This window comes from Phyllobacterium sp. GQ127, assembly GCF_059758635.1.
Map to the genome: position 1 here is coordinate 330,186 of NZ_JCAXDZ010000003.1, position 13,292 is coordinate 343,477.

Sequence of the window (13,292 nt, forward strand, 5' to 3'; positions counted from 1 at the left end):
GCATCGGACCGAAAAGTGGGATCCCGGTTTTCGGATAATCCGATGCTAAAATAAAAGGATAGATCGCCATGTTGAGTCCATGAGGACGTCCGGCGATCTAGCGGGCTTCCTTCGCCCATACCTTGAACTTCGTCAGCAAATTCGGGCCAAAAATATTGGTCAAAGGCACATCTGCCGCGTCTCGGCCATGCGCTACCTTTATCCGGCCGATACGAGGCTTATTGTTGCGCGGATCAAATGCGTGCCAGGCACCGCCAAGATAAACTTCCATCCAGGCACAAAAATCCATCTCGGCATGCGGCGGCGGCACGCCGATATCGGTGATATAGCCGGTGCAGTAGCGGGTTGGAATGTTCAGGCACCGGCAAAATGCAACGGCCAAATGGGTAAAATCACGGCAAACACCACGCCCTTCATAATAGCCAGACGAGGCTGTGCGGGTCGGATTGGAAAACTCATAGCCAAAGGTGATATGGTTGTGCACAAAGTCGCAGACAGCCTGCACCCTCTGCCATCCCTCCGGCGTATTGCCAAACAAGCGCCAGGCCTCGTCACTCAGCAGATCGGTTTCGCAGTATCGGCTACCCATGAGATATACGAGCGTTTCATCCGGCAGGTCCTGTACGCGATGTTGGACAGCATCCAGCACAACAGGGTCCGGCAACCCGCTATCCCGCACAAGAGCATTCGTAGAACAGATAAAGGTGCCTGGCATGGCGACAATGCGGTTGCACCAATTACCGAATTGATCGTGATAGCCTGTGATCGTTGAATCAAAGTTTGTCTGAAAAGTTTCGATACCTTCCAGATCGTCAAAACGTGAATGATGGACATTCAATATCGCTACAAGGGGTGTTTCCTGCGTGAACTCAAATGTTAGCTCGCACCCTACATGTAATATCATCCACGGTTCCCTTGATTATATTTGTGTTGAAACAGCATCGGCAGAGTCTGGCGCAAAAAGCAACCGGCCCAAAAGCGGACCGGTTAAACTTTTCACATTCTTGGACTATCAAGCCTTGTCGACGACCTTCTTAACGGCGTCTTTTGCCTTACCCTTGGCTGATTGCACATCGCCTTTCAGCTCCTGCGCCTTTCCCTCAGCCTCCATCTTCTTGGAACCAGTGGCCTTGCCGGCTGCCTGTTTTACATTACCGGCCATCTTGTTGGCCGCGCCGGAAATCTTGTCGCTAGTGCTACCCATTGGATACTCCCTGAAAGCTTTTTCAACTACATCACTAAACGGGCTTCACGCAGGATTGTTCCCAGAGAAAATCAATTAAGCTATTGATATAAATAGATAAAATATTCGAATAACGAACGACCCGGCACCCACGGGGGAACAGGCACCGGGTCTTATGTTACCGATCAAAGGCTCGATCAGCTTGTGAGAAACGCTGCAGCTATATCTTGGTTCCGCTGAAATCCGTCCCGAAAAAGAAATACATAAAACGACGGCTCAGGAACATAGTTCGCCGATCGCATCCTCGATCGAAGAGGCAAAAATGCAGTTGCGTGTGGAGCCGACAATCTTTGCAGCGTCCACATTTTCGGCATCCTCACCCCAAAAACCGATTATGATTTTTATTCGTGCGTTCCGCCGCCTGATCCGCCGTATCAAATATCGTGCATGGGCAATGGATGAGGTGTTAAGGTAGCTGATGCAGATAGCGCTCACACCGGCAAGTTCGAGCTTGGCGATATTCGCAGCCTCGAGCTCGTCATGGGTGATGTCGTCAACCTCACAATCATTGCGCTCAAGGATATCACCCATAATAACAGCGGCAGCGTCGTCCAGATTGCCGCGTCCGCCAGCCGATATGATGGTCTTTGGTTTGGTCGGCTCTACCTTTTTAGTCTTTGCCTTGGCGGTTTTGGCTTGCTCATCTACCTTGATCTCTTCTTCGAGAATTTCGTGATAGTCAGACAGGTTTTCAACGAGAAACACCATGCTTTGCGCAACGCGATTGCGTCTGGGAGCATCCAGCACCCCGCGCCCGCGATCATGTTCGGCTAACAGAAGTGCAGGAACGGCCACAGAGGAATAATAATCAACGATGGAGTTTGACTGGAGGTATTCCTCCGCTTTCTCTGTTGCCTCATCGGGGTCCCCCGACAGCAATCGTTGATACAATTGCTGTGGTGGCAGAAGCACAGGCTCGTTGCCAAGCAGCACATCTAGAAACTCAAACTTCGGCACATGCCTGCCGAGGACCACAAGACACACGGTCAACGGTGTCGAAAGAATAAGACCGATAGGTCCCCAAATCCATGTCCACACGATTGCCGCCATGAGAATGGCAACGGGCGAAAGGCCCGTCTTCGACCCATAGAGCAATGGCTCCATAATATTATTGCTGATCAGCTCAAGCACGATGAAAAGGGCTGCGGTCCAGACCAGCAGCATCCATCCCGGATCGACGGCAAGCGATAGCATCAAGGGGAAAAACGCCGCCATAATGGGACCGATATAGGGCACAAACCGCAAGACAATTGCCAGCATGCCCCACAACATCGGATTGGGAATACCTATCAGCCATAGCCCGATCCCAATCGGCACGCCAAAACTGATATTGATGATAAGCTGCATCAGCAAATATTGCCCCACACGTTTGCCGGCATCGTGCAGTGCTGTCGTCGTTCGGTGAATATCACTTGCTCCGACCAACTTTATGAAGCGATCCCGCAAATCTTCGCGGCGCATGAGCATGAAGATAACCACGACAATGACGATACCGATGGTTGCCAATGGCTGAATCAACGGTCCGGCAAATGTCTGCAAAAGGCTCAGCGGATCAGGCGGAGGATAACGGATTTCGACGGGCACAGGCTTGTTCGGATCTTGTGCTTTCAGTGGAGTGCCGATTTCCTGATTTTGTACTTCGACATTTTCCGGTGGTTTGCGTGCCTGGTCCCGACTGTCAGGGCCATTGTCGACGGGAAAACGCTCCACTTCATCCGATCGCCCGATCTCTTCACTGAATTTTTTGAACATGCGGGCGCCGCGGTCGAAGATGCTGTTACCAGATTGAGCATCCTTGATCGTCCGGATCTTTGTTTCGATATTATACTGATAGCTTGGCAGGTTCTGCGCCAAAACCGTTAGCTGGCTCACGACAATTCCGACAAATATGGCAATCACCATAAAGGCCGTGACAACCACGCTGATGACAGCCGCGGCTTTTGGTATGCCGTTACGATGCAACCGCGTTACCAGCGGCGAAAGAGCAAATGTCAGAAGCAATGCCAATGCCAATGGCACAAAGACATCACTGGCCAGATAAAGCGCTGCAACAATAGCTATGGCGACGATAACTGGTGGAAACTGCGCTCGGGTATCCACTCCAACAATGGCTGGTGAAGAGGCAGACTTTCTCGTTACGCGCTCGACGGCACGCGGCGACCGCCCGCTGAAATCTTCAGAAGGCATGAAATACCCCTAATCCAAAATGCATAGAACGCACCTCTCCATTAAATCCCGCCACTCCAACGCCGCCTGAGCAAATTGGTTGCATCGGCATCGGCGTTTCATCTTTAACTGCAAAGGTTTGGAACGAAATTCGCTGTCGCGGTGTTTATTATCCGAAGAATAAATCGGAGGGTTTGAACATGTCGCTAACAACAATTCTTGTCGTCATCCTCATCCTTGCATTGATTGGCGTGTTTCCCACTTGGCCCCATGCACGCAATTGGGGTTATGGCCCTTCCGGTCTTCTTGGCATCGTTCTGGTAATATTACTGGTTCTGCTGCTGATGGGCCGTATCTGATATAAACGAAAAGGAGATTAAACCCATGATGCGTGGCGCTTTACTTTGGCTTATCGGCCTGCCGCTTCCAATAATCATTATTCTTTGGCTGATGGGCTATCTTTCATAAAACCATTCAAATTCAGTCATTTACAAAAACACCAGCTCCCCATGGGCTGGTGTTTTCCCTTCCGGTGCAAAGGAACATGAATGTTAAAACGACTTATCTCCAGTTCTGCCATAGTGGTGGCTCTCACTATCACGGCAGCAGCACAGGATGGCTCCGACATATTTGGCCAACCAATCGTGGCAGCACCCGCACAGGATCGATATCTTGTAGCGGCCCCAGGGCAGGTATTGACCGCCGGTCTTATCGGTCAGACGGTCTATAATAGTTCGAATGACGATGCGGCTTCCATTGGCGAGATCAAAGATGTTGTGCTCAATCCTGAAGGGCGCGCTGAAAGTGCCGTCATTGCTGTGGGCGGATTTCTCGGCGTCGGCCAGAAAGAAGTGGCGGTAAGTCTCGATCAGCTTTCATGGGCGGAAAAGCCGGATAATAAACGGTGGTTGGTAATCGCCGCGAGCAAAGAAGAGCTGGAAAAAGCTCCTGCCTATGACCGCTCCGTATTGCTGACAGATGGCGCCTCGGATCCCGCCAAGGCGCCTGAACCAGCCATCAACGCGACGGAACAAGACATAAAAAAGTCACCCGCTAAACTTCGCAGCGCCCTGAAAGCGGTGCCTTCAAGTGCAATGAGCGCCGATAAGCTAATCGGCTCGGCGGTTTATGGACCGGAAGACGAAACACTTGGAAGTGTTGGTGACGCGCTGATGACACCGGACGGTCAAATCGAGGCCTTTGTAGTGGATGTGGGAGGATTTCTGGGCCTGGGCAAAAAACCTATCGCCGTCTCCATTGAAAATCTCGATTTGCTTGCCGATGACAGCGGCAAAATCTCGGTTTTCACGCCCTTCACAAAAAAGGAACTGGAGGCGCAGCCCGCTTACACCCCAGAAGCCTATAAGGCCGACAGCGAGAAAATTCTGTTACGGGGCACTGCCGAATAATAAAAGCAGTTGCTTTGCGATAACGGTCCGGTCATCGCCGCTTGCGGTGGCCGGTTTCGCATGGAACAAATAGTTTCGAGCAACGTTTCGAAATCATATGCATCTATTTTCCAAGGAGTTATCGTATGGCCACAGTTTCCTCGAAAATTAAAAAAGCAGTCGATGATGCCACCGAAACCAACCCTGATTTGCAGGCGCAGGTCGCGGCGCTGAAGGAAGATATTGCAAATATTGCTGCAACGCTTGCAAAAATCGGTAAAAATTCGACCAAGGATGCGCGCGCCAATGCTGCAAATTCCTTTGAAACAGCCAGGGTGCGCGGCGAGGAAGTGTTCGAAGAACTGAAATCGCAAGCTTTGGACATTGAAGATCAGTTGGCCGAAACTATCCGCGACAAACCGCTGACATCTATAGCAGTGGCAGCTGGAGTCGGCTTTCTTCTCGCTTTGATGTCACGTCGCTGATCATGCTGAAACTGCTAACTCCTTTTTTGACCAGTCTCGCCGCCGGTGAGATTGGCCTGACCGTCAGTCGCGTCAAGCGAAGCGCAATCTTCCTGAGCATTATCGGAATATTCGGCGCCATCGGTGCCATCTTTTTGCTGGTCGCAGCCTATATTGCCTTGTCGGATCGTTTCGGTGAATTGCGGGCTGCCCTTTATATTGGCGGGGGCGCAGTCGCCGTGGCGATCATCTTGTATATCATCATGAAAATATCCGACGCCGTCATTCGAAAACGCCAGCGTGACCGGGCAAAAACCGACACAACAGCCCTATTGACTGTCGCTGCCATCGCTGCTGCACCAATGCTCCTGCGTTCACGTGGCTTGCTGATGCTGGCGCTACCCGTGCTTGCTTTTGGCGGTCTGTCGATGCTCGGGAAAAAACCCAAAACACGGCAACGGCGCCGCCGCGATGTATCAGAGGAACTCAGGGACTGAATTATCCTTGATGGGCATGGAGATAATCGCCTCCATGCCGCTTTCCGAGTAACTTAACCTGACGCTGCTCGATATCACCTTATCAAGGCTCCGCTCAATGAGACGCTCGCCCAGTCCACGTGTCGCAGGTGTGGCTACGGGCGGCCCGCCCGCTTCTATCCAGTGAATAATCACGCGTGATCCGTCCAGTCCCTGCTCAATCTCCCAAGAGATGCGCACCTGGCCCCCGGCCACTGAGAACGCACCATGCTTGGCCGCGTTCGTCGCAAGCTCATGCAGGGCAATACCCAGACCCAAGGCGTGATCAGGCGGCAGGATGACATCTTCGCCAACCAGCACCATTTGACCGGCATCGTAGATCGCATAGGGTTCAACCTGTCTCGTGATCAAATCGACGAGGTTGATTCCACTCCATTCGCGGTCGGACAAAAGCGTGTGCGCTTCAGAAATGGCGCGCAGCCGACCTGAGAAGGCTTCCATGAATTCGGCTGGGTCAGCTGTCCGATTTAAGGTCTGGCGTGCCAGTGATTGCAGCATGGCCAAAGTATTCTTGACGCGATGATTGAGCTCACGAAGCAAGAGCCGTGTTTTCTCGGCAGCATTTTTTGTCGCGGTTATGTTGATGTTTACACCGACAGCAACAGTAGGGCGGCCTGATTCATCGCGTTCAAAGATCCGTCCTCGACCCAGTAGCCATTGGCCTGAAGAGGCGGCGCGGAATTCTCCCGCATAATCCTGGTCATGTGCCAGAGCGCGGGTGATTGACGACTTCATCATTGGAAAATCATCCGGATGCATTGCCCGGAAAACGTCCTCGCCTGTAACGGGGCTGTCTTCGCTCAAGCCCAGCATGGAATAAGCCATCTTATTGCCGGTAAAGATTCCGGTTTTCAAATCCCAAACCCAACTGCCGACGTTTCCCACCTCCAGCGCCATGGCATTGCGATCTTCTTCGAGGTGCAGTTTTTTGACAGCGGTTTCATCAAGGCGGGAGTTGCGCTTCAACTCCATAAGCGATCCCGCCAGACGGGCCAGTTGTATCAATTTTTGTTGCTGCTCATGGGTAAATTCGGAATGCGGCTTGAGCGACAGAATGCTTAGAGTGCCGACACGCTCATTTGCTACATGAATTGGCGCAATAGCCAGAAACCTTATGCGCGGTGCCTGTACGACCGCGCTGGTTTCAGCAAACCGCACATCCCCGGAAGCATCCGGAACAACGAAACATGGTTCCGATGCAGCAATTGAATGCGCCTCGAGCGTCCATATATCGATATTACCCAAGAGCCCGCAAAAAGACAAAACGTGGCTTTGATCGCTGTCCACCAGAGACAAGCGCGCCCCATCAACATTGAAAATCGATAATGCCAGCTCCGTTAGATTGTCCAGATCGCTATCATCTTTGCCTATAGGCCGGAGCGTAGAAAGAACCTCACGACGCGACGATTCCGCCAGGAACAGAAAATTACTCTCGGAAGTGTCGGTCAACTTCATATCCCACGTGACAGCCCGTCTGAAAGGCGCCCCTACTTCACTAAGTTATATATCCAACGACTTCAACGCCGCCACGTTGGCATTGTTCCTCACAGGGAACATTTAATCACCCCATTCGTTTTTAATCTGCCATTACAAGGAGGACAAAATGCTCAACGCAAACGACATTCTATCGGACGCGGGCCTTAGCAAAGTCCAAAAAATTGCAAAGTTGGAAGAACTTCTGTCGGAAGCCCGCGGACTGCAGAGAGCGGCCACTGAGGGCGGGATGGACCCCGATGATGGAGTCACCAGGGATCTGCGTGATATTGAACTTGCTCTGGATCAATTAAACGCGGAGAAGCCTGAAACCGGTGCCGCCACCCTCTGAAATGGAGGTGCCCTTAGATATAAGGCCGGGGTGCAGGCGGTAGCCCCTGCCATTTGGCAATATCCAGAAGAATTTGATGATCAATGACTTCACAACCCCGATCAAGCCAACGCAAAGCGCCTTTGGCTGCGAGTTTCTTCAAGGTCTTATTCGTGTGAACAATTGATAGACCCAAAGTATCGGCAACATGCTGCTGGCGAAGCGGCACCATCAGCGTGTTGTTTTTCACCATTCCGACCGATTTGGCGCGCTGATATATGAATGCGAAAAGATAGGCTGCCCGCTCGAGCGCCGACCGGCGGCCAACGCTTAGCAATATCTCATCAAGCATCTGCTCCTCGCGTGAGGCTAACCAGGTAATGTCGTAGGCGATTGTTGGATAACTTTGAAACAGGGCTGGCAGTTTGTCTCGCTGAAACATGCACATCACCAAGGGCGATAACGCCTCGACCGAATGTTGCATTTCTTTCATCAATGAGCCTTGCAGGCCAATCAGGTCGCCCGGCAACACATAATTCAGAATTTGCCGGCGGCCATCTTCGAGAGTTTTATACCGGAACGCCCAACCGGAAAGGACGGTGAAGAGATGCGCGCTGCTTCTGCCCTCGCCAAGTACGGTCGTGCCGACATCGGCAACCAGCTCGCCCATCTTGAACCCGGACAGAAACTCGACTTCATCTTTTTCATGCTGCTGGAAATGCGGATAATTTTGTAAAGGGCACCTTTCGCAAGGATACTGTCTTACCGTCGATGCTCCATTATTTTTCATTGTTTGTCCGGTTTTTGTTGGGCGCAAGCTAGGGTCCGGACCCTAGCATGCCTTCAAAAATTCATATGAGCTTTCTTCGCAATTGATATGTCTTTGTTAAATGACAGAACTGTCAAGCCAGCCCCATAACCAACTCCAAATTGGAGTATTGGAATATGGAATTGGCTGGCAAACGCCTTTTGGTGCTCGAAGACGAATATTTGATAGGATTGGAACTTGAACGAATCGCAGAAGAGTGCGGCGCCAAATCCGTTCATGTTGTTTCTACGATCGACCAATTGATGAGCTGGATAAATAGCGGTCAAATATGCGATCTCGCAATACTTGAAGTAGAAGCCCGTGGTGTGTCCTCCCTTAAAGCCGCCTCATTGCTTCGGACGCGCGACGTACCTCTCCTGTTCACCAGCGCCTATGATGCCGATCTGAGTGGTATTGCCGAATTCGCAGGTACCCCTGTTGTGGGAAAACCTTACGGCAGAAGCCAGATTATACGGGCAGTCGCTTCGCTCAGTGGCTCTGCAAACGATCAATCGTCGAGCAAAGGCAATTCATCAGGCGAACTTGTTTGAAGTAACCTGTGTAGCGATCGCGTCCGGGCCGTAGTCGACCTCCCCCTCAATTTCCAGAAGTTCCTGCAGCCGGGTTCGGGCACGGCTGACGCGGCTTTTGATCGTTCCGACGGCACATCCGCAGATTTCAGCGGCTTCCTCATAGGAAAACCCAGAGGCTCCAACCAGAATGATTGCTTCGCGTTGATCATCGGGAAGCTTTTCCAAAGCCTTTCGGAAATCCTGCAGATCCAAGGAACCGTATTGCGCAGGGTGAACCGATAATTGTTCCGTGAAAATCCCGTCTGAATCCTGCACTTCTCGACCGCGTTTGCGCATCTGACTATAGAACTCATTACGCAGGATTGTGAAAAGCCACGCCTTGATGTTGGTGCCAAGCTCAAACGAATCCTGCTTGGCCCACGCCTTCATAATCGTGTCCTGAACGAGATCGTCTGCTCTGTCAGGGTTGCCGATCAACGAAACCGCGAAGGCTCGCAATTTAGGCAACGAGGCAATCAGATTTCTTTTGAAGTCCTTCGATTCATGTACCATTCAAGGGCCCGCTTACTTCGAGGATCGCGAATGCAGGCGTTCAGCCTCGTCGAGCTTTTCAAGAAGATCGAGAAACCGCGCCGGTATCTCTTCTTCTTGTACTGACGCATATAGCGCCCTGAGCTTTAAACCAATTTCCGTTTCAGCATTTTTTGCATCGCGGCGAAGAACACGCGCCTTGGCGGGCGCAGGGGACGTTTTCATTTTTGCGTTCATTGCTAAATCTTTGCTGATATGTCGACGCGATGTCTATAGGCACATTAATGCCGATAATGTCTGAATGCAGAAAAAGTTCCGAGCGGGGGAACTTTTTTTTTGGATAAGTGTTGTAGGACGGAACTCTCTTTCTATTCTGATCAATATCGCCTGAACAGGAACGCTCACGAATGTCATTATCCACCCGGATAGCCCCCCACCTGCCTTATCTCCGCCGCTTCGCCCGTGCCATCACTGGCTCGCAGTCTTCAGGCGATGCTTACGTAGCAGCGACGCTCGAAATTTTGATAACCGACGTTTCCCTGTTCCCCGACGCGGGATCGGATCGGGTTGGTCTGTACAAATTGCTGGTCAAGCACTTCAACTCGGTCAATGTCCGGCCTTTGGAGATGCAGTCGGAATATGGCTGGGAAAAACACGCCGCTGCAAATCTGACCTCGATTGCCCCGAAGGCGCGTCAGGCATTTTTGCTTATAAGCCTTGAAGGGTTCAGCCAATCCGAAACGATGGAAATTCTCGACGTTTCCGATGATGAACTCTACGCACTTCTTGATGAGGCGTCCGTCGGCATTTCCAGGCAGATCGCAACAGATATTCTTATCATCGAAGATGAACCTTTGATCGCTATGGATATTGAACACATGGTGGAAAGCCTGGGCCATAAGGTCGTAGGCATTGCCCGCACCAAAGATGAAGCGTTGAAGCTATATGCCGAGACGCAACCGAGCATGATATTGGCGGATATTCAGTTGGCAGATGGCAGCTCGGGCATCGATGCTGTCAACGACATCCTCAGCCAGGACGCTGTCCCCGTAATCTTCATCACTGCGTTTCCAGAACGCCTGCTCACGGGCGAGCGTCCCGAACCAACCTTTCTTGTTACCAAGCCATTTAATCCGGACATGGTAAAGGCGCTTATCACTCAAGCTTTGTTCTTCAAAGAAAGCAGTAAGGCAAAAGCATAGGAAAGCAAACAATCTCCCTGAATATTGCGGGAACCAAACGAACTCTGTTTCGTTTCTGATTCAACAATAAAGGGAGATGACAATGCTTTATTATGCAGTAATTTTTCTGATCATCGCGCTTGTCGCGGGTGCTTTGGGTTTCGGCGGAATTGCAGGCGCTTCTGCGGGTATTGCGCAGATTATATTCTATGTGTTCTTGGCTCTGCTTGTTGTGTCGCTGATAGCAAGTATCATACGACGGGCCTGAATCGAGTAAAGCCGCCAGTAAAACTGGCGGCTTTTTGGTAACCACCTACACTTAAATTCAACTTGATCGCGAGGCGGGATTGCACCTGTCCATCTATCGTAGTAGTCCACCCCAATAAGCAAGCGGTGGGGTTTGGGAGTGACTTGGCGGAAATTCAACTTGGCCTCACTTGACGGGCCGGAAATAAATTGGGCGTGGTTTGCGCGCCGCGCGCCTCGCACAATCGCAGTTTACATTATCCTTCTTCTGGCCGTGCGCCTGTTACTATCCCGCTTCATGGAAATTGATGAAGCCCAGTTTGTCGGCGCTGTCGATTTTTCATGGATATATGGCAATTCACACCCTCCGCTATACAATTGGCTGGTTCGGCTGGCGCTTGAGCTGACAGGTTGGAATTGGGTGCTGTCGCTTGCGCTTGTGCGCCTATCATTGCTCGGTCTTTATCATTGGCTGGTATTTGATTCAGCAAGACGTCTGGCGGGGGACCGGGCGGGCGTATTGGCACTTATAGCTTCGGCGTTTCTGCCGCAAATCGTATGGATGTCGATACAAACGACGGCGCACACCGTTCTTGTTCTCGTTGCCGCGATTGGAATAATTCATTCTCTGGCGCTGCTGAGATCCGGTGCAGGCAATGTTGCCTATATGTGGTTCGGGCTTTGGGCTGCCATAGGTGCACTGGCCAAGTATAATTTCTTTATATTTCTGATTAGCTTCCTGGTCGCCGCGGTCCTGACATCATCTATCCGCCGCCAGCTTTTTAACCGGCGAATCTGGATATCAATCCTGATCTTCATGGCGGCGTTCGCTCCGGTTGCTATCGCCTCACTATATGCCCCGCTCACTGCAACGGCAGGGCGTATGGTAAAGTTGAATCAACCCGTAGATTATCTCAATGTGATCGACCTGCCCCATATAGGTCTGGATGGGTTTCTTAGCCTCATTGTTTCCGCTGCGCTTTGGTCCGGATGGGCTTTTGCCGTATATGTCATCGGCAGAACCCGGGATCATCCGCGACCGGCAGCCGACGGCGATGAAGACGTGCGGAAACTGCTCTTGCGCACGATATTGATTGGCCTGGGCGCTTTCGCACTGCTGGTATTGCTGGCCGATTATCACTCGGTAGCCCAGCGTTACATGGCACCCATTCTGGCGCCAACGGCGATCTTGCTTGCATTGCGTTTCCCGCAAGTTCTTGGAGCACGCAACCTTTTGATTCTGGCGGCCTGCATGTTCGTGCTCGCCCCGCTAGGCTTTGCCGGCGTAGCGCTTTTCGGGACGCCGCGATTCACATTTCCTTTTGATGCGATCAGCAGCGCCATTCGCGGTCAAAATCCGGCTCCGGCGACAGTCATCTCAAATCGTCAGGATGATGCAGCCAATATCTCTGTTCTCCTGCATTGGCCGCCCGAGCGGGGTACAGCCAGCGATGTCGTGCTTGTCTGGCAAGGTAATGATGCCCCGGCCGAAAATCTTCTCGCTCAATTACCCGCCAATGCTTTACCCGCGAGCCCGGTTACCCGTGTTACCGCACCAGTCAGAAACTTCAGCGGAGAGTTGCGAACTTTCAGCTTTCAGCGCTTTTCATCTCCGTCACCTGTACCGGATCAGAATAACGGCGGATAAGCCAGAACACGCCAACCGTATCGAGAAAAGCAACAGCGGCCCGATCAAAGAAACCATATTTCGAAACGCCAGCCAGCCTTGGCCGATCTTCTATATCGACCTCGACAACAGGCATCCCGGCGCGTCGTGACAGCGCCGGGATAAATCGATGCATATTATCAAAATAAGGAAAATGCCGCGCAGCGGTAGCCGGCAGGATTTTGAAACCGCATCCCGCATCCCGGCAATCATCCTTCAGAAGACGCTTGCGAACGAAATTGGCAAAGCGAGAAGTGAGAAGTTTGATCAAACCATCGTTCCGACGCTTGCGCACACCTGCAAAAAGCACAGGGGGTGACGCTTCTATACGGCTCCACAGTTTCTTTATATCGGCAGGATCGTTCTGGCCGTCACCATCCAGCGTGGCAATCCACCGACCATTCGCGGCTTGAAAACCGCTGAGCAACGCGCGCGATTTGCCAGCACGCTTTTCGTGCCGCAGCACGCGAACCTTGCCGTCCGCGCGCAAGGCTTCGCTCGCTGATTCATCCGTCGAACCGTCGTCAACGATAATGATTTCATGGGCGGGACCATCGGCCATGACGGCGCTGATCTCTTTGACAAGCAAACCAATATTGCCAGCCTCATTATATACAGGAACAATGATTGTGAGTTCGATCATATCGGGAAACCATTAAACAATACCGGCAGAGTGCTGGCGGCAGAACCAGTTCACACTCGATACGATAATTTGCTATGTATAGA

At 51.7% G+C, this 13,292-nt stretch carries 17 protein-coding genes; 9 read left to right on the forward strand and 8 right to left on the reverse strand.

Annotation, left to right across the window (positions count from 1 at the left end; all coding sequences use genetic code 11):
- Positions 1-97: 97 nt before the first annotated feature.
- The 3 genes from AC6CHM_RS13615 to AC6CHM_RS13625 all read right to left on the reverse strand — a co-directional run bounded on the left by AC6CHM_RS13615 (position 98) and on the right by AC6CHM_RS13625 (position 3,430).
- Positions 98-904, reverse strand: a complete 807-nt coding sequence (locus AC6CHM_RS13615) for a transglutaminase-like domain-containing protein (protein WP_115054320.1) — start codon at positions 902-904, stop codon at positions 98-100.
- 108 nt (positions 905-1,012) lie between these two features.
- The gene (locus AC6CHM_RS13620) at positions 1,013-1,204 is read right to left on the reverse strand and encodes a CsbD family protein (protein ID WP_115054321.1); all 192 of its coding nucleotides are present in this window, start codon (positions 1,202-1,204) and stop codon (positions 1,013-1,015) included.
- Between the two features lie 255 nt (positions 1,205-1,459).
- The gene (locus AC6CHM_RS13625) at positions 1,460-3,430 is read right to left on the reverse strand and encodes an AI-2E family transporter (RefSeq protein ID WP_354343286.1); all 1,971 of its coding nucleotides are present in this window, start codon (positions 3,428-3,430) and stop codon (positions 1,460-1,462) included.
- 179 nt (positions 3,431-3,609) lie between these two features.
- Between AC6CHM_RS13625 and AC6CHM_RS13630 the strand changes: the two genes are divergently transcribed.
- The 4 genes from AC6CHM_RS13630 (at position 3,610) to AC6CHM_RS13645 (ending at position 5,758) form a co-directional block, all read left to right on the forward strand.
- Positions 3,610-3,768 carry a DUF3309 domain-containing protein gene (locus AC6CHM_RS13630; protein ID WP_115054323.1) on the forward strand — a complete coding sequence of 53 codons (159 nt, stop codon included), beginning with the start codon at positions 3,610-3,612 and terminating at the stop codon, positions 3,766-3,768.
- Positions 3,769-3,957: 189 nt separating this feature from the next.
- A complete protein-coding gene (locus AC6CHM_RS13635) occupies positions 3,958-4,818 on the forward strand; it encodes a PRC-barrel domain-containing protein (protein WP_115054324.1) in 861 nt (286 codons plus the stop codon).
- Between the two features lie 125 nt (positions 4,819-4,943).
- Complete coding sequence (locus tag AC6CHM_RS13640; RefSeq protein WP_115054325.1) at positions 4,944-5,282, forward strand: ElaB/YgaM/YqjD family protein; 339 nt, start codon at positions 4,944-4,946, stop codon at positions 5,280-5,282.
- A gap of 2 nt (positions 5,283-5,284) precedes the next feature.
- Positions 5,285-5,758, forward strand: coding sequence for a hypothetical protein (locus AC6CHM_RS13645; RefSeq protein WP_498173512.1), 474 nt, complete (start codon positions 5,285-5,287; stop codon positions 5,756-5,758).
- On the opposite strand, the gene AC6CHM_RS13650 is transcribed toward AC6CHM_RS13645, so the two are convergent.
- Positions 5,738-7,246, reverse strand: a complete 1,509-nt coding sequence (locus AC6CHM_RS13650; RefSeq protein WP_336440416.1) for a sensor histidine kinase — start codon at positions 7,244-7,246, stop codon at positions 5,738-5,740. The two genes, AC6CHM_RS13645 and AC6CHM_RS13650, sit on opposite strands and share 21 nt — an antisense overlap.
- 154 nt (positions 7,247-7,400) lie before the next feature.
- Between AC6CHM_RS13650 and AC6CHM_RS13655 the strand changes: the two genes are divergently transcribed.
- Positions 7,401-7,622 (forward strand): hypothetical protein, encoded by a 222-nt coding sequence (locus AC6CHM_RS13655; RefSeq protein WP_336440415.1) that lies wholly within the window; start codon positions 7,401-7,403, stop codon positions 7,620-7,622.
- Positions 7,623-7,635: 13 nt separating this feature from the next.
- Here AC6CHM_RS13655 and AC6CHM_RS13660 read toward each other — a convergent pair whose 3' ends face one another.
- Positions 7,636-8,391 carry a Crp/Fnr family transcriptional regulator gene (locus AC6CHM_RS13660; RefSeq protein WP_307281080.1) on the reverse strand — a complete coding sequence of 252 codons (756 nt, stop codon included), beginning with the start codon at positions 8,389-8,391 and terminating at the stop codon, positions 7,636-7,638.
- 155 nt (positions 8,392-8,546) lie between these two features.
- Between AC6CHM_RS13660 and AC6CHM_RS13665 the strand changes: the two genes are divergently transcribed.
- Positions 8,547-8,960 carry a response regulator gene (locus tag AC6CHM_RS13665; protein ID WP_307281082.1) on the forward strand — a complete coding sequence of 138 codons (414 nt, stop codon included), beginning with the start codon at positions 8,547-8,549 and terminating at the stop codon, positions 8,958-8,960.
- On the opposite strand, the gene AC6CHM_RS13670 is transcribed toward AC6CHM_RS13665, so the two are convergent.
- Positions 8,943-9,494: an RNA polymerase sigma factor gene (locus AC6CHM_RS13670; RefSeq protein ID WP_115054331.1), complete on the reverse strand. Its 552-nt coding sequence runs from the start codon at positions 9,492-9,494 to the stop codon at positions 8,943-8,945. The two genes, AC6CHM_RS13665 and AC6CHM_RS13670, sit on opposite strands and share 18 nt — an antisense overlap.
- Before the next feature lie 12 nt (positions 9,495-9,506).
- Complete coding sequence (locus AC6CHM_RS13675) at positions 9,507-9,698, reverse strand: NepR family anti-sigma factor (protein ID WP_370878741.1); 192 nt, start codon at positions 9,696-9,698, stop codon at positions 9,507-9,509.
- A 182-nt stretch (positions 9,699-9,880) separates the two neighbouring features.
- Between AC6CHM_RS13675 and AC6CHM_RS13680 the strand changes: the two genes are divergently transcribed.
- The 3 genes from AC6CHM_RS13680 (at position 9,881) to AC6CHM_RS13690 (ending at position 12,548) form a co-directional block, all read left to right on the forward strand.
- Entirely contained in the window at positions 9,881-10,675 is a 795-nt protein-coding gene (locus tag AC6CHM_RS13680) for a response regulator (RefSeq protein WP_115054333.1), read from the forward strand.
- Positions 10,676-10,757: 82 nt separating this feature from the next.
- On the forward strand, positions 10,758-10,922 hold the full coding sequence (locus AC6CHM_RS13685) for a DUF1328 domain-containing protein (RefSeq protein WP_115054334.1): 165 nt from the start codon (positions 10,758-10,760) through the stop codon (positions 10,920-10,922).
- Positions 10,923-11,081: 159 nt separating this feature from the next.
- Positions 11,082-12,548 carry a glycosyltransferase family 39 protein gene (locus AC6CHM_RS13690; protein WP_498173516.1) on the forward strand — a complete coding sequence of 489 codons (1,467 nt, stop codon included), beginning with the start codon at positions 11,082-11,084 and terminating at the stop codon, positions 12,546-12,548.
- On the opposite strand, the gene AC6CHM_RS13695 is transcribed toward AC6CHM_RS13690, so the two are convergent.
- Positions 12,490-13,209 (reverse strand): glycosyltransferase family 2 protein, encoded by a 720-nt coding sequence (locus AC6CHM_RS13695; RefSeq protein ID WP_498173518.1) that lies wholly within the window; start codon positions 13,207-13,209, stop codon positions 12,490-12,492. The two genes, AC6CHM_RS13690 and AC6CHM_RS13695, sit on opposite strands and share 59 nt — an antisense overlap.
- Positions 13,210-13,292 lie beyond the last annotated feature (83 nt).

Coding starts and splice junctions, on each gene's coding strand:
- AC6CHM_RS13615 (WP_115054320.1), bottom strand. CDS start 904: ATGATATTACATGTAGGGTGCGAGCTAACATTTGAGTTCACGCAGGAA.
- AC6CHM_RS13620 (WP_115054321.1), bottom strand. CDS start 1,204: ATGGGTAGCACTAGCGACAAGATTTCCGGCGCGGCCAACAAGATGGCC.
- AC6CHM_RS13625 (WP_354343286.1), bottom strand. CDS start 3,430: ATGCCTTCTGAAGATTTCAGCGGGCGGTCGCCGCGTGCCGTCGAGCGC.
- AC6CHM_RS13630 (WP_115054323.1), top strand. CDS start 3,610: ATGTCGCTAACAACAATTCTTGTCGTCATCCTCATCCTTGCATTGATT.
- AC6CHM_RS13635 (WP_115054324.1), top strand. CDS start 3,958: ATGTTAAAACGACTTATCTCCAGTTCTGCCATAGTGGTGGCTCTCACT.
- AC6CHM_RS13640 (WP_115054325.1), top strand. CDS start 4,944: ATGGCCACAGTTTCCTCGAAAATTAAAAAAGCAGTCGATGATGCCACC.
- AC6CHM_RS13645 (WP_498173512.1), top strand. CDS start 5,285: ATGCTGAAACTGCTAACTCCTTTTTTGACCAGTCTCGCCGCCGGTGAG.
- AC6CHM_RS13655 (WP_336440415.1), top strand. CDS start 7,401: ATGCTCAACGCAAACGACATTCTATCGGACGCGGGCCTTAGCAAAGTC.
- AC6CHM_RS13660 (WP_307281080.1), bottom strand. CDS start 8,391: ATGAAAAATAATGGAGCATCGACGGTAAGACAGTATCCTTGCGAAAGG.
- AC6CHM_RS13665 (WP_307281082.1), top strand. CDS start 8,547: ATGGAATTGGCTGGCAAACGCCTTTTGGTGCTCGAAGACGAATATTTG.
- AC6CHM_RS13670 (WP_115054331.1), bottom strand. CDS start 9,494: ATGGTACATGAATCGAAGGACTTCAAAAGAAATCTGATTGCCTCGTTG.
- AC6CHM_RS13675 (WP_370878741.1), bottom strand. CDS start 9,698: ATGAAAACGTCCCCTGCGCCCGCCAAGGCGCGTGTTCTTCGCCGCGAT.
- AC6CHM_RS13680 (WP_115054333.1), top strand. CDS start 9,881: ATGTCATTATCCACCCGGATAGCCCCCCACCTGCCTTATCTCCGCCGC.
- AC6CHM_RS13685 (WP_115054334.1), top strand. CDS start 10,758: ATGCTTTATTATGCAGTAATTTTTCTGATCATCGCGCTTGTCGCGGGT.
- AC6CHM_RS13695 (WP_498173518.1), bottom strand. CDS start 13,209: ATGATCGAACTCACAATCATTGTTCCTGTATATAATGAGGCTGGCAAT.